Origin of the sequence: Nocardia sp. NPDC046473 (assembly GCF_040645995.1) — a bacterium.
Lineage (GTDB): Bacteria > Actinomycetota > Actinomycetes > Mycobacteriales > Mycobacteriaceae > Nocardia.
Genome location: NZ_JBEYZJ010000012.1, coordinates 317,458 through 336,429, shown reverse-complemented (window position 1 = coordinate 336,429; position 18,972 = coordinate 317,458). Strand labels below are relative to the sequence as shown.

General features: G+C 66.1%; 20 protein-coding genes. 11 read left to right on the top strand and 9 right to left on the bottom strand.

Annotated elements, in window-relative coordinates; genetic code table 11:
• Positions 1–142: 142 nt before the first annotated feature.
• The 3 genes from ABZ942_RS38675 to ABZ942_RS38665 all read right to left on the bottom strand — a co-directional run bounded on the left by ABZ942_RS38675 (position 143) and on the right by ABZ942_RS38665 (position 4,820).
• Positions 143–802 (bottom strand): response regulator transcription factor, encoded by a 660-nt coding sequence (locus ABZ942_RS38675; RefSeq protein ID WP_357391134.1) that lies wholly within the window; start codon positions 800–802, stop codon positions 143–145.
• A gap of 140 nt (positions 803–942) precedes the next feature.
• Positions 943–3,699 (bottom strand): AAA family ATPase, encoded by a 2,757-nt coding sequence (locus ABZ942_RS38670; protein WP_357391132.1) that lies wholly within the window; start codon positions 3,697–3,699, stop codon positions 943–945.
• A 167-nt stretch (positions 3,700–3,866) separates the two neighbouring features.
• Positions 3,867–4,820, bottom strand: a complete 954-nt coding sequence (locus ABZ942_RS38665; protein WP_357391130.1) for a ParB N-terminal domain-containing protein — start codon at positions 4,818–4,820, stop codon at positions 3,867–3,869.
• Between the two features lie 664 nt (positions 4,821–5,484).
• Here ABZ942_RS38665 and ABZ942_RS38660 point away from each other — a divergent pair.
• Positions 5,485–5,943, top strand: a complete 459-nt coding sequence (locus ABZ942_RS38660) for a DUF3592 domain-containing protein (protein WP_357391128.1) — start codon at positions 5,485–5,487, stop codon at positions 5,941–5,943.
• A gap of 168 nt (positions 5,944–6,111) precedes the next feature.
• Here the strand turns inward: ABZ942_RS38660 and ABZ942_RS38655 are convergent, their stop codons facing one another.
• A complete protein-coding gene (locus ABZ942_RS38655; protein ID WP_357391126.1) occupies positions 6,112–6,471 on the bottom strand; it encodes a chitin binding peritrophin-A domain-containing protein in 360 nt (119 codons plus the stop codon).
• A 739-nt stretch (positions 6,472–7,210) separates the two neighbouring features.
• Between ABZ942_RS38655 and ABZ942_RS38650 the strand changes: the two genes are divergently transcribed.
• The 3 genes from ABZ942_RS38650 (at position 7,211) to ABZ942_RS38640 (ending at position 8,814) form a co-directional block, all read left to right on the top strand.
• Positions 7,211–7,813 (top strand): transglycosylase SLT domain-containing protein, encoded by a 603-nt coding sequence (locus ABZ942_RS38650; protein WP_357391123.1) that lies wholly within the window; start codon positions 7,211–7,213, stop codon positions 7,811–7,813.
• A 105-nt stretch (positions 7,814–7,918) separates the two neighbouring features.
• A complete protein-coding gene (locus tag ABZ942_RS38645; RefSeq protein WP_357391121.1) occupies positions 7,919–8,233 on the top strand; it encodes a hypothetical protein in 315 nt (104 codons plus the stop codon).
• An 86-nt stretch (positions 8,234–8,319) separates the two neighbouring features.
• The gene (locus ABZ942_RS38640) at positions 8,320–8,814 is read left to right on the top strand and encodes a DUF1992 domain-containing protein (protein ID WP_357391119.1); all 495 of its coding nucleotides are present in this window, start codon (positions 8,320–8,322) and stop codon (positions 8,812–8,814) included.
• A 232-nt stretch (positions 8,815–9,046) separates the two neighbouring features.
• Here the strand turns inward: ABZ942_RS38640 and ABZ942_RS38635 are convergent, their stop codons facing one another.
• Entirely contained in the window at positions 9,047–9,514 is a 468-nt protein-coding gene (locus ABZ942_RS38635) for a MarR family winged helix-turn-helix transcriptional regulator (RefSeq protein WP_357391117.1), read from the bottom strand.
• 62 nt (positions 9,515–9,576) lie between these two features.
• Here ABZ942_RS38635 and ABZ942_RS38630 point away from each other — a divergent pair, with 62 nt between their 5' ends.
• Both ABZ942_RS38630 and ABZ942_RS38625 read left to right on the top strand, forming a co-directional pair.
• Positions 9,577–10,554, top strand: a complete 978-nt coding sequence (locus tag ABZ942_RS38630) for a pirin family protein (RefSeq protein WP_357391115.1) — start codon at positions 9,577–9,579, stop codon at positions 10,552–10,554.
• A gap of 123 nt (positions 10,555–10,677) precedes the next feature.
• Positions 10,678–10,974 carry an excalibur calcium-binding domain-containing protein gene (locus tag ABZ942_RS38625; protein WP_357391113.1) on the top strand — a complete coding sequence of 99 codons (297 nt, stop codon included), beginning with the start codon at positions 10,678–10,680 and terminating at the stop codon, positions 10,972–10,974.
• Between the two features lie 64 nt (positions 10,975–11,038).
• On the opposite strand, the gene ABZ942_RS38620 is transcribed toward ABZ942_RS38625, so the two are convergent.
• Positions 11,039–11,260 (bottom strand): DUF3618 domain-containing protein, encoded by a 222-nt coding sequence (locus ABZ942_RS38620; RefSeq protein WP_218474887.1) that lies wholly within the window; start codon positions 11,258–11,260, stop codon positions 11,039–11,041.
• A 244-nt stretch (positions 11,261–11,504) separates the two neighbouring features.
• Between ABZ942_RS38620 and bcp the strand changes: the two genes are divergently transcribed.
• On the top strand, positions 11,505–11,978 hold the full coding sequence (bcp, locus tag ABZ942_RS38615; RefSeq protein WP_357391111.1) for a thioredoxin-dependent thiol peroxidase: 474 nt from the start codon (positions 11,505–11,507) through the stop codon (positions 11,976–11,978).
• On the opposite strand, the gene ABZ942_RS38610 is transcribed toward bcp, so the two are convergent.
• Positions 11,975–12,724 (bottom strand): TetR/AcrR family transcriptional regulator, encoded by a 750-nt coding sequence (locus ABZ942_RS38610; RefSeq protein ID WP_357391110.1) that lies wholly within the window; start codon positions 12,722–12,724, stop codon positions 11,975–11,977. The genes bcp and ABZ942_RS38610 overlap by 4 nt on opposite strands.
• A gap of 99 nt (positions 12,725–12,823) precedes the next feature.
• Here ABZ942_RS38610 and ABZ942_RS38605 point away from each other — a divergent pair, with 99 nt between their 5' ends.
• Together ABZ942_RS38605 and ABZ942_RS38600 are read left to right on the top strand one after the other, a co-directional pair.
• The gene (locus ABZ942_RS38605; RefSeq protein ID WP_357391109.1) at positions 12,824–13,780 is read left to right on the top strand and encodes an ATP-binding cassette domain-containing protein; all 957 of its coding nucleotides are present in this window, start codon (positions 12,824–12,826) and stop codon (positions 13,778–13,780) included.
• A gap of 47 nt (positions 13,781–13,827) precedes the next feature.
• Positions 13,828–14,556, top strand: coding sequence for an ABC transporter permease (locus ABZ942_RS38600; protein ID WP_357391190.1), 729 nt, complete (start codon positions 13,828–13,830; stop codon positions 14,554–14,556).
• Between the two features lie 74 nt (positions 14,557–14,630).
• Here the strand turns inward: ABZ942_RS38600 and ABZ942_RS38595 are convergent, their stop codons facing one another.
• Positions 14,631–15,923, bottom strand: coding sequence for a hypothetical protein (locus tag ABZ942_RS38595; RefSeq protein ID WP_357391107.1), 1,293 nt, complete (start codon positions 15,921–15,923; stop codon positions 14,631–14,633).
• A 239-nt stretch (positions 15,924–16,162) separates the two neighbouring features.
• Here ABZ942_RS38595 and ABZ942_RS38590 point away from each other — a divergent pair, with 239 nt between their 5' ends.
• Positions 16,163–16,783 (top strand): TetR/AcrR family transcriptional regulator, encoded by a 621-nt coding sequence (locus ABZ942_RS38590; protein ID WP_223885232.1) that lies wholly within the window; start codon positions 16,163–16,165, stop codon positions 16,781–16,783.
• Here the strand turns inward: ABZ942_RS38590 and ABZ942_RS38585 are convergent.
• Positions 16,780–17,592 carry an alpha/beta hydrolase gene (locus ABZ942_RS38585; RefSeq protein ID WP_357391105.1) on the bottom strand — a complete coding sequence of 271 codons (813 nt, stop codon included), beginning with the start codon at positions 17,590–17,592 and terminating at the stop codon, positions 16,780–16,782. The genes ABZ942_RS38590 and ABZ942_RS38585 overlap by 4 nt on opposite strands.
• 215 nt (positions 17,593–17,807) lie before the next feature.
• Here ABZ942_RS38585 and ABZ942_RS38580 point away from each other — a divergent pair, with 215 nt between their 5' ends.
• Positions 17,808–18,965: a helix-turn-helix domain-containing protein gene (locus tag ABZ942_RS38580; protein WP_357391103.1), complete on the top strand. Its 1,158-nt coding sequence runs from the start codon at positions 17,808–17,810 to the stop codon at positions 18,963–18,965.
• Positions 18,966–18,972 lie beyond the last annotated feature (7 nt).

Below are 18,972 nucleotides of genomic sequence, written 5' to 3'. Positions count from 1 at the left end.
GGGCTGGGAAGCACTACTAGTGAGACGTTCCGGCCGCACCCGCAAAGCCAACCAGCCCAATCGTGGTCCCGGCCACCCCAGCAACGACACCCCTAGCGCCCCCGGACCTGTCCGCAGCTATTGTTGGTGCTTGATTTTTGTATTACCGGTGCATACTTTTGGCATTCTGAATAGCCTGCACACGGTCGCGACTGCCGGTCTTCGCGAAGATTTTGTTGATGTGACTCTTGACGGTGGCCGCACTGATGAAGAGCTGCTGTGCGATCTCCCGGTTGTTGTGTCCAGCGACCATCAGGTCGAGCACTTCTTGTTCGCGCGCGGTAAGCGCGCCGTCCTCCCCCTGCCGGACCGGCCGCGCAGGCTGGTTCCGGCTCGTCGCCGCGGCAAGCAGGGTGCCCTGCACCGCTGGGTCGAGGATCGCCTGCTCCGACGCGGCGGCGTGCACCGCCCGACCGATCTGGTGCCGGTCGGCGGATTTCGTCAGATAGCCGAGCGCACCGGCCTGCAGCGCCCGGATCACGAGATCGTCGTCCGCATAGGTCGTGAGCACAACCACCTGAGTCTCAGGGTGGTCCCGTCGAATGACGCTCGTCGCTTCGATGCCGTCACACCGTGGCATGTATAAATCCATGAGAACCACGTCGGGACGCAGACTCTCGACGAGTTCGATAACCTCGTGACCGTCCGCGGCCTCGCCGACGACTTCGATGCCGGGGACGAGGTTGACGAGCATTGCGAGTCCTTCTCGGACAACAGCCTGATCGTCGGCAACTACCAACCGGATTCGTCGCTCAGAGGTCACTCGACAATGATTGCCGAAGTTGTGCGCTCATGCCATGGACCGTCGGATAAGCCGCCCGGGTCCGGCCAGCGAGAAACCCTGCCCGCTGCCCGGCCTCGACCGCGTCCCGGCACCCACCTGACCGCGCTGTGCGCTCGATCTCAGGCAGGCGGAACGATACTCGCGGACCGCAGGTACATCGGCAGATCCCGTCTTCCTCGGACATGGAGCTTCCGGTAGACCCGGGTGAGATGCTGTTCGACGGTGCTGATGGTGACGCAGAGCTTGCTCGCGATCTCCCGGTTCGGGTAGCCCAATCCGGCGAGCATCGCCACCTTGCGCTCGGCCTCGCTCAAACCGCCGATGCCCGACAGGGTCTCGACGGTAGCGGTCCCGTTCGATTCGCTGTCGGCGGACTCGCGCGCGAAATGCCGGCTGATGCCGGCACCGTGGCTAGCTTGCGCGATATGCCAAGCCCGCCGGTCCAATTCGCGCGCTCTGCTCGGCTCGCCGAGCGCGTAGTAAGTCCGGCTGAGATCGTGCAACGCCACCGCCAGTTCCACCCGCGCACCGTTCGCCTGCAGTAGGTTGATCGCCTCGCCGAGCAACTGCCTGCGCCTGGAAAGTTCGGTCGTCGCCGCCTGCAACCTCAATCCGCGCCCGCGCACCACGGGATTATCGTCACCGGCCATCGCGAGCTGCTCGTCGAGTAGTTCGCGCGCCCGCCCCTGCTGCCCGATCCGCAGATAGGCATCGACTGCGCCGATCCGCCAGGCCACCACCGACGGTCTATCCCAATTACCTTTCTTGGCCAACTCGCCGCATGCGAGAAAATCACCGAGTGCGGTATGTGGCTGGTCGATCTCGAGGAAGTAGCAACCGCGGGCATACAGATAGTGGACCCCGAAACGGGTCTGCAGCATGAATTTCGGCACGGGTTGCCGCATGAGTTCCGCCGCGCGGTCGGTCTTCCCCATAGCGACCGTCACCAGGCACAGTGTCGCCAGTGGCACTCCGATGACAACGCCCCAACCCTGCGGCGACATCAGCGACAACGCCGCCTCCGCGTAGTGCTCCGCCTCGAGCATGTCATCCCGGCGAATCGCGATTTCCGCACGCGCCGCCGCCAATATCGCTTCCCAGCTCGGCGCCGCACGCTTACGCACCTGATGCAACAGACGCTCGCACCAATGCTCGGCCTTTTCCAGCTTCCCCAGATAAATCAGCGCGAACAGGGCGGACCGCACCGATTCCAGCAGTCGGTCGTTTTGCTGGTGGCTCTGCAGCACGTGCTCGGCCCTGGCGAGCGCCTCGTCGTCCGCGCCGGTGGCCATAATCCGGTCCAGTGCCAAGGCAACTGGATAATCCGATGTTTTCAGCACCGAAATCCACAGCCGTTGGAAGTCGTCACGTAGGTCGTCCGACAACCTGTTCAGGATCAGCGGATACGAGCATTGGATACTGAACGAGGTGATCGCCAGCTCGGTCACCGAGTGATTATCGGCGTCATGGCTACGCGCGATGATCACGGGGAGAACCTCGGCGGCATCCTCAGCTCGACCGTGCCACAGCAGATACCGGACGAGAACGGCAGCTTCGGCCAACGGCAAGTGCCCGTCCCGGAAGAGCTCCAGCAATTCGTCCAGATGCCGCGCGGCCGCGGCCGGGTCGACCCGCCACAGCAGGCCGGTGAGGTCGGCCGTCAGCTGAGCCATCAACGTTCGGTCACCGCAGTCACGGCGGGCGAGTTCCAGCGCCTGCACCCCGAATGACACCCGATCCCCGGCGTCGGCCTGGTGCGCGGCGGAACGCAACACCGAAACACCCCAGCTGAACTCGACGGCATCCGCCGCGATGAACTGCGCGGCCACCTCCGTCACCGCCGCCCCTGCCTCATATAGCGTGCGCGCGGCAGCGGCATGCCATTTCCGGCGCTCATCGCCACTGATATCGGCGAGCACCGCGGCGGCTATCGCCGGGTGGCAGTACTCGTAGTCGCGGACCAAGCCCGTCTCGCACAACGACACCAACGCATGACGGACGTCCGCCGGCGTGGCCCCGAGGAGCCCCGCGACCATGTCGATGGATGCCCGTCTCCCCAATACGGCCATCGCACGCATCGCGTGCTGCGCCAGTGGCGCCATCCGACTCAGACAAGTGGTCACCGCGATCGCGAAGTAGTCGCCGGGCTCCACGGAACCGACCGCACCTGCGCCGGTATCGGACATTCGATGGTCCGCCAGCAACGCCTTGACCAGCAACGGGTTTCCACCGCTGATTTCATAGCTCCGTTCACCGATCACCGATGCCAGCTGGGCCGATGTCTCTCCGGCGACAAGTTCGACAACCTCGGCCCGACTGAACGGGCCGACCTTCACCCGCACCGTTTTCACTTGACGAAGCAGTTCCGCGCAAAATCGCGGGTGCCGGGCCTGCGCCTCGGACGAACCGGCCGCGAGGACTACCACCGGAGCATTGCCGGCCTCGCGAAGCAGAACGGAGAGCCACTCCAGCGAACCGGTGTCGACATCCTGGAGGTCGTCGATCGCGATAAGCAACGGTCTCGACCCGGTACACCGCACGAGCATGCTCGCCAACTCCGTCATGGCCTGGATGCCGAGCCCGCCGGACCGGATGCCATCGGCAAGCAGTTGGCTTGCCGTGTTCGTCAGCTCGTCCCACACGGCAGAACCACGAACGAGTTGACCGAGCACGCCATAGGCCGAGTTTCGTTCCGCTTCGGCGCCGAATCCTCTGAGCACCACCGCGCCGGACTCCACCGCGCACGCTGCGACGTAGTCGACGATCGTGGATTTACCACTCGCCACCGGCCCGGTGACCAGAATCGCCGACAATTTACCGGGAGACAGAACTGCTTCGTCGAAGAAATTACCTAGATCGTATGCCGAACGTCGCATCACGTGAATTCTTTCACGATAATTCCTGGGTGCGGCAGATTTCGCCACACTGGCTAGCCCGAAACTCATGTGTCGCCCCCCAATAGGCGATTCCTTATGAAATGACTCGACCGGCACGCTAGCAACTCCTATAGCCGATATCCACGATTGATCCGGTAGCGGGAGAATTATTTGTGACGTTGTTCCAACAGTTGCGCCAATTGTTGCCACTCACGGGAGCGTTGGCGAGCAAGTCCGGCGATGCTGTTGGTGCAGTGATTCGGCAGACTGCCGGCCACCGTATGCCAATCGACGCCGTCCTCGAACGGGGTCTCGAGCCAGCGCAGCAGTTTCCGCCCGGTTTCCGAGAAGCGGAGCGAGGGGTCTCTACGCAACCGTTGCAACATCTCGGTAGTGTCGCCACGCTGCGGGCCGGACACCCGAAGGTTCCCGGCAGACTCACACACAGGTCGGGGGGTGACGGTCGCGCCTGCCGCAGACTCGCGAGAGGGCACCGGCGGCTCCCCCGCCCGCAGCCGCCTGCGGACATCCTTGGCAGTGGTCACCGAGATATCGGCCGCCAACGCCACCTTCCGCGCCGAGGCGTTCGGGTCGACACCGAATAGTTCGGCAGCACGTTGGCGACCCTGCCGTCCGGCTGACCGATGCAGCACACCGTTGCGTGCGATTCGCCCGGTCGACTGGGAATTCTCCCCAGTCGACCGGCTGCGGAGCACCCCGACAGTCTTATGCGAGATTCCGGCGATGGCCGCGATGGCCCGATCCGACCATTGCGGGTATAGCGACAGGATACGGAGCGCGGCCGCCTTGCGGTCCGCAAGCGACAACGGCAATCCGTGTACGGTATTGAGTTTCACCGCCAGCACGAACGCCTCGGCGGACCCGCCGTCGAAAAAGACCGCCGCGATGCTGGTTTCGCCACGCAGCCGAGCCGCACGCACCCGATGCCAGCCGTCGACCACCTGCATCGTCTCCCGATGAACCACAATCGGGGGATGCGCGATCGCTGATTCGGCGAGCATGCGTATATGACTCGCATTGGCGACTGCTGTTCGCGGCGGCGAATCCGACGGCAGCACATCGGAAATCGGAAGATCAACAATATTAGAGCAAACCGGCATTTCGTGGATCGCCCCCGGCACAGCGGGGATCCCCTCCGTGGATGAATCCAGATTCATAGCATTGCCCCCAAATCGGATACTGTACAACGCGGTTTTCCAGCGGTGCCGCGCTCGACCGGAATTGCGACAGTGCAACCGGAGACGGCCGGGATCACCGTTCGCGGCCCTCTCGGACCGGAAAGAGCCGGAGAGGCGAGCCGGCTACGAGCGCCGAACATCGACATGTGGGACACGATCGCCGACGACGCTTTCAGATCACTTTCGTCTACGCACCCCAGTTCCGTGGGCCTGACATACCAAGCAGATGGTGGCACACTGCCATTCGTTAGTGCCTGTGCCACAACGAAAGTGGCCCGGGCGTATTCGGCATGCACCCACCGAGCTGGGACCTGCGATGACGCACTCATCGACTCGATCGCTCGCTACGATCAGCGTCGGCGCGATGGTGGAGAACTACGACTGGATGCTCTAGGTTTCGTAGGTCGCTTGCCCCGTCGAGCCCACGTAGGGTTCACCGTGCCGATGTACAACCTGACGATGGTGCCCCACGCCCCTGCCATGGCCGCCCTGCTTCCGAAGCACAAGGCATCCATGGCCAGCGCCCACCACCGTGCCCGCGACTCGCCGCTAGGATTGCCAGTGCCAGGCTAGGGGAAGGACTGTCGTGCAACGTTCGCTCGCCGCCCACGTCGACTCCAACAGGCTCGCGATCTCATTGATGACAGTGGTAGCAATCCTGTTCGCCGCGGCACCGATCGGATACAACGCGCTGTTCCTGGCGAACTCGCAACTCGCGAGCGGCACCGCGGTCGAACAGGGAACCGAACTCAGCGACAACACCAAAGGCCGCCGTCCGGACGGTACCTCCGCGATCATCGAATTCACCACCGCCGCCGGGAAGACAGTCCGGTTCGACGGTGGCTCGCCGTCGCGGTATACCTCTCTCGGCCAACAGGTTTCGGTCCGCTACGACCCCGATGACCCCGACCACGCGATGGTCGACGAAGCCTTCCTTTTCCTTCGCCTCACTTATCTGCCGCTGACCGTCGCCGCCTTCGGTGTTGCCGTGCTCGTGGCCGTCGCCTGGTCGATGCGGCGGCCTGATACGTCAACGTCAGTCTGACTTTGCTCGCGCCCGACCCGGCATCCGGACCGGTTCCGCGGATGCGCTACCCGAAGCGGGAGTTCACTGCCGCCCGGCATCGAATCCCGGTGACCGCACGCGCCCGGAACGCGCCTGGGTCATAGCTCAGTGGCGGTTGAATCGCCTTGGTACCGACCAGTTCTCCCGTCAACGGGAGCGTCGCACGACGCAGGCCAAGCGTTCGTCGTCGTACCACGCGTCGTCGACGCAGCGGAACTGGTAGGTGACCATCTGGCGGGTTCGGGAGCTCAGGCAGCGATAGAAGGCGGCTCGGTCGAGGGGGTCGGCGTAGTAGCCCTCGCTCTTGCTCTGACAGAAGTCGGAGGGGGCCGCGATGGGGATGACGGCGTATTGGCGGGCGGCGATGTCGCGTCCGGTTCCGTCGGGCAGGTCCACGGCGGCCAGGGTGCCGAGCGTGAAGGCCGCGACGCCCAGGGAGGGCAGTACCGCGATCACAGTTCCGGTGGCGAGGGCGCCGGAACGACGCACCAGGCTGTTCGAGTTCATGGACGGGAGTTCCCTGTCTCCCCGTGCGGGGTGTTGGCGACTAACTGCTCCCTGTATTCGGTCCTGCGGACCGGTCGGATCGTTTCCGGGCGAAAACCGCCTGCTCGGGGCCGTCTCACGGGTCCCAATCCGGACCAACATCGCGCTCCGGCCACGGAAGTGGGGTGCGTTACCCGAAAAGTTCTGTGACGTGGCGCACATTCGGTTTAGCAGCAAACTCCCTGCGTAGGTAACGGTTCGGCAACTACCGGGGGCGGGTTCCAAGATCGGTAGCACTCTTCATTCACCACTCGTTCATCTCACGTTAACTTACTGTGACCATTCTGCGATCAGGTCATAAAGCGACCTGGAGTTTGGTAACACCGAGGAGTTTTTCACCCACATTCGGAAAACGACCGCAACGACAGGCCCTGTGCCCGCCGCGGTCGGCGGACCGGGATCCGGCAATGGACCCGCTAACCCTGACCTTCCGCCGAATGGGCGCGCCGAGAGGCCGCTTTCTCTCCGCATCGAGGATGCGGAGTCCCGCGCGACATCGCGGCCGGGCTCGCAGTTGAGCGCCCCGGCACCGCAGCACTGAACGTCGCGTTCCGGGGACCCAGAGCGTCCCCCACAACAAAACCCCACAACAGCACATCAGCCCGCACCGGCGAGCGCCCACCGCGCGCCCGCCCTGGATCCGTGCTGCCTGCGCGCGCCCGGATCGAAACCTGTCCCCGACAAAGGAACCGATTTCGTCATGCCTGACAGACGCTTTTCTACTCTCCGCCGCTCGACGCTTCGCGAGGGCGTAACTATCGCCATCGCCGCCGCAGGCGTCGTGGCCGTTGCCGCTTCTTCGGCGGTATCGGTGGCCGACGACAGCGTTCCGTCTCGCATCGCGATGGTGGCCGAGGTGCACAAGGCTGCCGCGCCCGCCGCCGAGGTGGCGGCCCCCGCGCCCATGCCTGCGCCGCTGCCGCTGCCGATTCCCGTGCCCGAGCCCGTTCCGGCGCCGATGCCCGCGCCGGCCCCGAGCTACCCGGACAACCTCGACGGCTGGATCCGCCAGGCCCTCGACATCATGCAGTCCAACAACATCCCCGGCAGCTACGACGGCATCCACCGCAACGTGATGCGCGAGTCGACCGGTAACCCGCACGCGATCAACCTGTGGGACTCCAACGCCGCCGCAGGCATCCCGTCCAAGGGCCTGCTCCAGGTGATCGACCCGACCTTCCGCTCGTACCACGTCGAGGGCACCTCCTGGGACATCTACGACCCGGTCGCCAACATCGTCGCCGCCTGCAACTACGCCGCGCGCACCTACGGCTCGATGGACAACGTCAACAGCGCATACTGAGCCACGCATCGACGACGCCTCCCCGCCCGATCGCGGGGAGGCGTCGTCGCATCCGGCCCGACCTCCGGCTAGGGTCGTTCACCACCGACCCTTTGGACTCCCGCGATGACCGATTACGCGCACAGCGATACGGCGGCCAAGAGCCGCGCCGAGAAGGCCCGGCGCCTCGCGAGCTATGTCTGGCACCTCGGTATCACCGGGCCCGAGCTGCTGGCGATGCCCGCGGCGACGCGGCGCAAGCTCGCCAGGGCCGCCGACACGAACCCGCCGAGCACCGAGGAGACCTGGGTAACGGTGGCGGACTTGCTCGCCGAGAAGGACGACTGGGCCGCCAGGCACCCCGATCATCCCGCCGCGCGGCGCACGCACACCGACGAGAAGCTGATGTGGGTGAAGCCGCCGATCACGCCCTGGTCGTGACCCGTTGCCGGACAGCGGGTTCGGCGCGCACACCGGCGCTTTCGGTAGCATGGTGGCACTGCACCCGCCCCGTCAAAGGTGACGAGATGACCGAGCGCAAACCAGCGAACCTGAACTTCGAATCGTGGATCGACAAGCAGATCCGCGAGGCAACCGATCGCGGTGAATTCGAGAATCTGCCCGGCGCGGGCAAACCCATCCCGCGCGGCAACGACGACGAGAACTGGTGGCTGAAGGGCTATCTCCGCAAAGAAGGCGTGAGCGGCGACGCCCTGCTGCCGCCGTCACTGCTACTGCGCCGGGATATCGAGCGGCTGCCGGAAACCGTGCGCGAGCTGAGCTCCGAGCGGGCGGTCCGGGAGACGGTGCGCGAACTCAACAAGCGGGTGGTCGAGTGGTTGCGCCTGCCGCACGGCCCGTACGTCCGGATCGCGCCGGTCGACGCCGAGGAGATCGTCGCCCAGTGGCGTGCCGAGCGGCAGCCGAAGCGATCAACTCCGCCGGCCGCAACCACCCCGTCACGGCCCAATCGAACCGTCGGCCGATGGCGCACCCTCTTCCGCGGACGCCGCACCACCTGACCGTCCGCCCCGGATACGTGCATCGAGCCGAGTCAAATGGTCGCTAGCCTCTCCACCAGCAGCCATTTGACTCGGCTCAATGAACCGCACCTCTCTGCGTGCGCGCGGAGTGGCCCGTGCGCAGGCTGGGCAGCGTGGTGAGCCCGTCGAGGGGTTCACAGAGCGCCCACACCTTTTATAAGGAGTACAGACTCGGTCGGCGGTACGGACGGTCTGTGAGATCAACTCAGGGTCAGGCGCCGATGGCCGATTGGGTTGACTCCTCCACTGCGACAACGACTTTGTCGGACAACGACTGCATTGCGTGCGCTTCGGCGGGGCTGATGCAGTCGATGAATACCTCACGCACCAGCCGGACGTGATTCGGGGCGGCGCGTTCGAGCAGGCGACGGCCTGCCGCGGTCAACTGGACCAGCACGCCGCGCGCGTCCTCGGCCACCGGCTGCCGGTCGACGAGTCCGCGCGCGTCCATCCTGGCCAGGTGCTTGGACAACCTGCTCTTCTCCCAGCACACCTCGGCCGCGAGATCCTTGGCCCGCAGGCAGTCGCCCGGTGCGGCCGACAACGCGACCATCAGCTCGTAGTCCGCCGCGGACAGGCCGTCCTTGGTCAGTCCGGCGGCGATCACCGCGTCCAGCCGCTGCCGTAGGCGGATATATGCGCCCCACGTCGCCTGTTCGTCGTCGCTCAGCCACTCCATGGGAATGAAGTCTACTCACGTTTGGTTGACATGGACACCAACTCCCCTCCCAGGAGGTTACGATGCCAGCCATCACCGTCCCCGACCTCATGGTGCTGCCGCGCCTGCCCAAGCCCACCGAGACCATGCGCGACCGCCCGGTGCGCACCGTGGTCAGCGCGCCGAAACAACGCGAGGGCGCGGGCTTCGAAGTGCGCAGGCCGTTCCCGAGCATGGACCTGCGTACCGCCGACCCGTTCATCCTGCTCGACCAGATGGGCCCGGTCGCCTACGAGCCGCACGAGGCCAAAGGCGCACCGTGGCATCCACATCGCGGATTCGAGACCGTCACCTACGTGATGGACGGCGCCATGGTGCACCACGACTCCAACGGCGGCGGTGGCGTGATCGGCGAGGGCGACACCCAGTGGATGACCGCGGGCTCCGGCATCCTGCACGACGAACTACCGACCGAGCAGCTGGTCATGACGGGCGGCTGGTTCCACGGCATTCAACTGTGGGTGAACCTGCCGCGCGCACTCAAGTTCGCCGCGCCGCGCTACCAAGATCTGCGCGGCAGCGAACTGACCCTGGTCAGCTCGCACGACGGCGGCGCTCTGGTCCGCCTCATCGCGGGCGCGGTCGGCGGCTTCGAAGGGCCCGGCTCGACCTACACGCCGATCGCCTACGCGCACGCCTCGATCAGCCCCGGCGGACAGCTGGAAACGCCATGGCCGCAACACTTCACGGCGATGGTGTACGTGCTGTCCGGCAGCGGGACGGTCGGCGCCGAGCGCAGGCCACTGCGCGAGGGACAACTGGCGGTTTTCGGCCCCGGCGACGCGATCACGGTGAGTGCCGATGTGCGCCAAGACAATCGGAGCGGCGATCTCGAAGTGCTGTTGCTCGGCGGACAACCGATTCAGGAACCCGTCGTCCAATACGGGCCGTTCGTTATGAATACTCGCGCCGAAATCATCCAGGCAATGGACGACTACCAGGCAGGACGCATGGGAAACATCCCCGCCGAGCACTTGGCGGGCCGTCGGCTCGGCGAGTGAACGCCATCCCCTAATGCCCTAGTTCTCCGGCGATCCGGTTGACAAGCGGGCTAGGCGTCACGACAGTGGATGCGGCGTCCGGTCGGACGCCCTATCCACCGCAGCAACTATCTAGAGGAATACATGAACGTTCGTCGGCTTACCTTCAGCGCTGCCGTCGCGGGACTGACCCTCCTTGCGGCGCCGACCGCGCTGGCCCAGCCCCCCTCAGGTTCCTCCGGGACCGGTTCGTCCGCCGTCGATACCGGCTCCGCCGCAACCGGTTCGGCCGGTCTGACGCAGACCGGTTCGGCGGGCGGTGCTTTCGCCAATTGCGACGACGCTCGCGCGGCCGGCCGGGCTCCGCTGTTTCGCGGAGAACCGGGCTACGGTCCGCACCTGGATCCGGACGGCGACGGGTTCGCCTGCCCCACGGTCTGATATTCGTGAAAAAAGAACACCCGGTGTGCCAGGCACACCGGGTGTTCTGCTGTTCGGCGCCGAGTCAGCGGAAGATCTTGAGCAGCACCAGCCCGACCACCAGGGCCGCCGCGCCGATCAGGCTGTACTTCACCTTGGGCTCGTTCAGCTTCCGCAGCACGATCTGCTTGCTGTCGCTCGCGATCCGCTGCGGATCCGCGCGCACCGCGAGTTCGTCGAGCGTGCTCGCCAGCCGCGTGCGCGCGGCCTCGATCTCCTGCTCGATCCGCTCGGTATCCTTCGCCACGTTCAGGCCTCCTGTGTTTGATGTGCCGCGCCAGGGCTCGAATCGCGGTGCGTGTTCGGCCTTCGCGGGTCACCCTCAGCTCCCGGACGAGTCTATCGGTCCGCGCGGAGTTGCCCCGGGGCGCGCGCTGTTCTGTCCTTCCGCACAGTGCTTCGGGCTGCTGCGCGGCGCCGGTCTTGTCGGTCCATACAGTGTCGTTCGGTCTATCCGCGCGATGTCCGAGCCGTCGGTTACGGTGCAGGACGTGACCGACAACCAACGACTCTCCCCCGGCGACACCGCCCCCGATTTCACGCTGCCCGACGCCGACGGCAAGGACGTGTCGCTCGCCGACTACCGCGGCCGCAAGGTGATCGTGTACTTCTACCCCGCCGCGAGCACGCCCGGCTGCACCAAAGAGGCCTGCGACTTCCGGGACAACCTCGCCGACCTCGACGGCGCGGGCATCGACGTCCTCGGCATCTCGCCGGACAAACCCGCCAAGCTGGCCAAGTTCCGCGACGCCGAGCAGCTGACCTTCCCGCTGCTCTCGGACCCGGACCGGGCCGTGCTCACCGCGTGGGGCGCATACGGCGAGAAGATGATGTACGGCAAGACCGTCACCGGCGTCATCCGCTCCACCTTCCTCGTCGACGAGGCAGGCAAGATCGAGGTCGCCCAATACAACGTGCGCGCCACCGGCCACGTCGCCAAGCTGCGCCGCGACCTGTCGGTCTAGGACTTCTTCTCGTACGAGCGGATGAACTGCTCGTAGCCGTCGAGCAGCCGGTCGAGGCCGAAGCGGAGGTCGGCGTCGTCCCAGTCGACGTCGTCGTCCTCGAAGGCCTGGGCCGAGAAGGCGCGGCTCAGTGCGGGGAACCGCTGCGGATCGAGTACCTGGCTCAACAGGGCCGGGTACTCGTCGGTCTCGCCGCCGTCGGCCATTTCCTTGGCGACGCGCATCCGGCCGATCATGTACAACGAAACGTTCAGTACGAGTTGCAGTTTGACCGGCTCGGGCACGGCGGTCTCGGCGAACATGGCCAGGCCCGCGTCCAGCCACGCCATGTTGCACGGCCCCATCGGGGGCGCGGCCAACGGCAGATCCAGATACCAGAGGTGCTGTCGCAGCGACCCGGCCACGCCCCACGCCCACGCCTCGATTCCGGCCCGCCAGCCGACGCCGGCGGGCAGCTCCGGCGGTAGGCCGATAGCCCGATCCGACACCAGGGTGAGCAGCGTGTCCTTGCTGTCGACGTATCGGTAGAGCGACATCGTGGTGAAGCCGAGATGCTTGGCCACCCGGCTCATCGACAGCGCCGTGACCCCTTCCGCGTCGGCCACCTCGATCGCCGCGTCGATCACCTGATCCAGACTCAGCCCGCGCTTCGGTCCGCGAGTTCCCGGCTCGTCCAGGCCCCACATCAGCGCGAACGACTTGACTGTCGCCGATGTGCCGCTGTCCGCCTCCGGCGTGTCCACCACTGTCGACCCCTCTGCTCGATTACCTCTTGCCTCGCACCGAAAACTGTGTACCATTTAAACAAAGTTTAAGTCATACACAGTTTCGATGCGAGGAACCCCATGACAGTCCCATCCATCTCCGCCGTCAGCATCAGCGGGTTGACGAAAACCTTTGGGGATCAGCCGGTGCTGGCCAGTATCGACCTGGAAGTCGCAGCGGGAACGGTCTTTTCGCTACTCGGCCCGAACGGGGCGGGCAAGACGACCATGGTGCGCATCCTGGCCACACTGTCCAGCGCCGACAGCGGCGAGATCCGGGTGGGCGGCCACGATCTCGCGCACGAACCCGATGCGGTACGCCGCATCATCGGCGTCACCGGCCAGTACTCGGCCGTGGACGACGTCTTGACCGGTGCGGAGAATCTGCGGTTGATGGGCAGGCTGCTGCATCTGGACAAGCCGGAGATCACCCGCCGCACCGACCGACTGCTCGCCCAGTTCGACCTCACCGCGGCAGGCGATGCCCGGGTCGCCACCTACTCCGGCGGCATGCGACGACGGCTCGATCTGGCCATGAGCATGATGGGCACGCCGCGGATCATCTTCCTCGACGAACCGACCACCGGACTCGACCCGCGCAGTCGCCACGAACTCTGGCAGGTGATCAGGGACCTGGTGGCCGACGGCGTGACGATCTTCCTCACCACGCAATACCTGGAGGAGGCCGATCAACTCGCCGATCGGATCGCGGTGTTGCACCACGGCAAGATCGTCGCCGAAGGCACGCCGGGCGACCTGAAGCAGCTCGCTCCCGGCGGGCATATCCAGCTGCGATTCGCCGATGCGCAAGGCCTGGCCGCCGCGGCGCTCGCCATCCCGGACGCCGAAATCGATGCCGAGCAACTGGCGCTGATGGTCCCCTCCGACGGCAGCGTCGGCACTCTCAAACAGCTGCTGGATCAGTTCGACGACCAGGCGATCACCATCGACCAGCTCGCCATCCATACCCCCGACCTCGATGACGTGTTCTTCGCACTCACCGGGCATCCCACCACGCAGAAAGCAGCGGCGCTGTGACCATCACGATCACCAATTCCCGCCTGGCCGTGCAGGATTCGGCCACCATGTTGAGCCGCAACCTGCGCCATACGGTGCGCAGCCCGGACATGATGCTCATGTCCATCCTGTTGCCGATCATGATCCTGTTGATGTTCGTGTACGTGTTCGGCGGTGCGATGAACGTCAACGGCGCGTATATCGACTATGTGGTGCCCGGCATCATCCTGTTGTGCGCCGGATCCGGTTCGGCGACAACGGCGGTGAGCCTGGCCACCGATCTGACCACCGGCATCATCGATCGCTTCCGCAGCATGGCCATCGCCCGCTCGTCGGTGGTGACCGCACATGTGGTGGAGAGCGTGTTGCGCAATCTGATCAGCACCACCGTGGTGATCCTGGTGGCCGTCGCGATCGGCTTCCGGCCGACCGGTGACCCGCTGCGCTGGCTGGCCGCCTACGGCATCATCACGATGTTCGTCCTCGCGATGTCCTGGCTCGCGGCCGCGTTCGGACTGCTGGTGAACAATCCCGAAGCGGCGAATTCCTGCCTGTTCTTCTTCATGTTCCTGCCGTACGTGAGCAGCGCGTTCGTGCCGACCGAGTCGATGCCGAGTGCGTTGCACTGGTTCGCCGAGAACCAGCCGGTCACGCCGGTGATCGAGACCATCCGAGGTCTGCTCATGGGCCCTCCGATCGGAAACAGTGCGCTGTTGGCCGTGCTCTGGTGCGCCGGGATCGCGCTGGCGGGATACCTCGCCGCGGGCGCGCTGTTCCGGCGCAGGACACGAGACTGACCTGATCGAGCAGACGATGTAAGGCCCGGCGCCAGAGGGGGGCGCCGAGTCTTACATCGCCGGGGGTTTCCTGCTCAGGCAGGCATGATCTGCTGGGCCGCCCACTGCAACATCATGCGGAAGTGGTTGTCCCACCAGTTGTACGAGTCCGTGGTGAAGGCCTCCGGTGGCGGCACCTCACCGGGGAAGAGCAACGCACCGTTCGGTGCGCCGACCTTGGTGGTGGCGGCCGGGATGCCCGATCCGGACAGTAGCGACGAGGACGCGTTCGTCTCGGCCTCGTGTGCGGGTTCGGCGGGCACCAACGACTCCGGCCGATCCTGCTGGCTGCCCCACCGCTGCACGGAGTACTCCGGCTTGGCATCGGCGGGATCGATGGTGACGATCGATATGTCCGAGTCCGACACGGCGACCGGTGCGCGGCGGTCTACCACCGGGCCGTCGACACTGTGCGGAGCGTTGCGTACCTGCTCGGGCTTGCCCGCGGCCGAGTCGCCACGGACGACCTTCGATTCCGCAGTGTTGTGTGCGTCTTTGAGGGCCGCACCCGGCAGCGTCCGCGCCGAACCGCCCGCCACGTACACACCGCCGACCACCAGCCCGCCCGCGAGCACGCTGGCCGCCGCGAACACCGCGGCACCACCACGCACCCGGCGCACCCGCTCTTCCGTCTCACCGACGCCGTCCACGTCGGCCATGGCGTACAGCGCGGCACCGGCCGCGGACGCGGCGGCCGAGGTCTTGCAGGGAATCACCGGCGCGCCGAAGGCATCCACCGCCGCGACCACCGCGGGCTTGCCCGCGGCCGAGCCGATCAGCACCACCGCGTCCGGCCGGACCGCCGCCGCCTCGAACTGATCCCAGGCCGCCGTCACCGCCGCACCCATCGACTCCGCGGTGGTGCCGCCCGACTGGCTGGTCGAGGCGAGAATCTTGCGACGGTCGCGATCGATCAGGGTGAACGCCTGATACCCGGGCACCACCTCGCAGATCAGCAGATCGTCGAATTCGTCGAGCCAGGTCATCATTCCGGCCACGCTGAGGTGCGCCGACTTGGACGACACCAGGGAGGCGGTGTGCCACCGGCCGGTCGCCAAGCGGGTGACGATGGCACGCCGCTCGGCGGCGTCCCGGTAAGCGACCGCCGCACCGGCGATCTCATGGTCCGGGCCGAGCTCGGTGGCGAGTTCGTCCATCGCCAGCTCGACCGCTTCGGCCAAGTCCGCCTTGGTGTCGCCGGGCGTCCGTTTCACCCGATGCAACAGCACGCGCTCGGGTAGCCGGGCGCCGGTGTCGGCGAAAGCTACCGCGTGCACGGCGCCGCGTTCGGTGGAAACGCCGAGAGTTACCACTGATCGAGCTACCACTGGTCGCGCCTTCCTGGTCCGTTCGCGCGTCAGAAGCCACGCGCGCTCGGTATGTGTTCGGTGCCGAATTCGATCCGGATGGGTGGTGAATTCGGACAGAAGATGAACACGCAGTAGCCGTGCGCGTGTCGTGTGCGTGTCCGTACCGTTAGCCTGGATACGTGGAAGTACGCGCGGAGGCCAGGTCGAAGCAACGGCTGGACCCTGCGTTGGAGCTGCAGGACGACCCACAGGAGCTCATGCCGCGGCGACGGCCGACGCAGGAACGCAGCAAAAGGAAGTTCGACGCGCTGTTGCAGGCGTCAAGGGAACTACTCGTAGAGGTGGGGTTCGAGTCGTTCACCTGTGAAGAAGTGGCGGCACGCGCCGAGGTTCCGATCGGCACGCTCTACCAGTTCTTCGCCAACAAGTACGTCATCGTCTGCGAACTGAATCGGCAAGACCTCGTTGCCGTTTCGCGGGAACTCGCCGATTTCCACGGCGAGATCCCGTCGCTGGACTGGCTGCGGCACATGAACCAGTTTGTCGACCATATGGCGAACCTGTGGATGACCGACCCGTCCCGGCGCGAGGTGTGGCTCGCTATGCAGTCCACGCCCTCGACGCGGGCGACGGGCGCGATCCACGAGAAGGAGTTCGCCGAGGTCGTCGCGCAGATGCTGCGCCCGCTCACGCCGCGCACCCCGCGGCCGCGGCGCACCATGATGGCCGAGGTGCTGGTGCACGTCGTCTATTCGATGCTGAACTTCTCCGTCCAGGACGAGCAGAGCAACGCCGAGGCGGTGTCCGAACTCAAGCGCCTGATGGTCGCGTATCTGCTGGTCGCGGAGAAGGAGTCGCGCTCGGCGAGCGGGCGCTAGGCGGTCTGCTCCCCGGTCGATCGGGTAGCCGAGACGCCGTCCAGAATGGTGTTCGCGACCAGTTCCGGGTTGTCCCACATGGGCATATGGCCGCAGTCGGGCAGCGTGACCCACTTGGTGTGTGCGGGTAGCTGATCACGGACCTGGCTGGTGCTCGGCGGCAGCATCCGGTCCAGCGTGCCGAACGCGATGGTGACCGGCACGGTGATGCCCTGCCCGCCCTCGAACCGCAGCTTCTTCGCGATCTTAAGCGCGCGGCGCAGCGTCGGCCCGGATCGGTCGAAGTCCTGCACGAAATCGACCGCCTCGGCGGCCGTCATTCGATCGGGATGACCGACCGGGAACCACAGGCCGACCGACCTGGTCTTGCCGACCACCGAACGCGCGGCGGTCCGGGTCACCAGCGCGGCGGCGAGTCCGACCTGGAACTGCGCCCGCAGCGCCAACGGCATCCGCTTGTGCCACAACGCAACCGGAGCGAGGCCGACGAACGAGCTGGCCATGCCACGCTTGGTCGCCTCCAGGCCGATCAGGCCGCCCATGGAGTTGCCGACCAGATCGACGGGGCCGTTGATCCCGAGCCGCTGCAGCTCGGCGGCCAGCCCGTCGACGATCCAGTCCATGCTGACGTGCACGTCAGCACCCGGTGCCGGGGTACGCCCGAAGCCGGGGAAATCCAGCGCGATTACGCGACGGTCCGCGCTCAGCCGGTCGAGCACAGGCAACCAACACCGTGCCGACGCGCCACCACCGTGCAACAGCACCAGCGGCCGTCCTTCGCCACGTTCGATGCGATTCCATTCGGTCATCGACAACCCCTTCGTCGTCCGATCGAGCGAAGCCTCGATCCGCCTGCGCTGCTCGACAACGACCGCCGCGTTTGTCCGAAAATACAACCGCACCACGTGGCATCATTGCCGACTCTTCAGTATTACGCGACAAACACCAGCTGACTATGGTGCAACCGTCGAAGTTGCCCACCATCCTTTGTTGCTGAATCCAATCGGGACTACCCTGCACAGTAATGGTCAACCGCCCACCACCCGCGGATCGCCGTGCCCTGTTGGCTCGGTTGTTCTCGCACGCCACCGAGCTGACCGCGAAAACCATCGACAAGATGCGCGCCGAGATACCGACCTACGCGCGGATCGATCCGACGGTATTGCTGCCGGACGCGGTGCGCACCGTCCAGCAGTTGTTGCGGACGCTTGCCGCGGAGCGCGACCTGACCGACAGCGAGTTGGCCGTCTTCACCGCACACGGCGAAACCCGTGGCCGCCAAGGGATTCCGGTGACCGAGATGTTGCGCGGCTGGCGGCTCGCGGTCCGGATCGCCGTGGACGAGGTGGTCACGACGGGCCGCGGCCTCGGTTTGTCGGACGGTCAGCTGCTGGAGCTGACCAATGACATCCTCGCGCTCACCGATACCGCGATTCTGGCGGTGGCCCGCGGCCACCTCGACGCCGAATTCCAGCAGACCCGTCACGATCAGCAGCACCGCACCGACCTGGTCCGCGGCATCCTGTTCGGCACGCTCGGTCCCGGCGAGATCCGCCTGCAGGTAGAACGCTACGGCTTGGATTCCTACCGGGAATTCCACGCGATCCGGGCCAGGCCCAGCGCCGACCTCGCCGCCGACCCGCTGACCAAGCTGCTCGAGCCGACCGGTGGCGACCGGCCGCACGGGCTGCTCGCGGTCATCGACGGCGACGTCGCCGGCATCGTCGACGCCGCCCCCTCGACCGACATCGAGACGGCGGTCGGCATCGGCCCGGCCGCCAGGCTGGACCGGATGGAGCCGTCCTTCCGCCGCGCCACCAGGGCGATGGCGACCGCAGACGCCTTCGAGCTGACCGGCGTGCACGAACTCGCCGATCTCGGCCTGCTGCCCGCGGTATTGGCCGACACCGAGGTCGGCGAGGAACTGTTCCATCGCTACATCACGCCGCTCGGCGAAAGTGACGGCGCCACAGCGCTACTCGACACCGCCCAGCAGTATCTGAGCAACGGCATGCGGGTGGATCACGTCGCCGAGGAGATGCAGCTGCACACCAACACGGTGCGCTACCGGCTGCGCCGCTACCAGGAGCTGGTCGGGATCGATCTCGCCGATCCCGACCGCGCTCTGGAAGCGTGGTGGGCGCTGCAGCGCAGGCGGCTGCGGCGCGCCCATCGAGAGTGACTGTCCG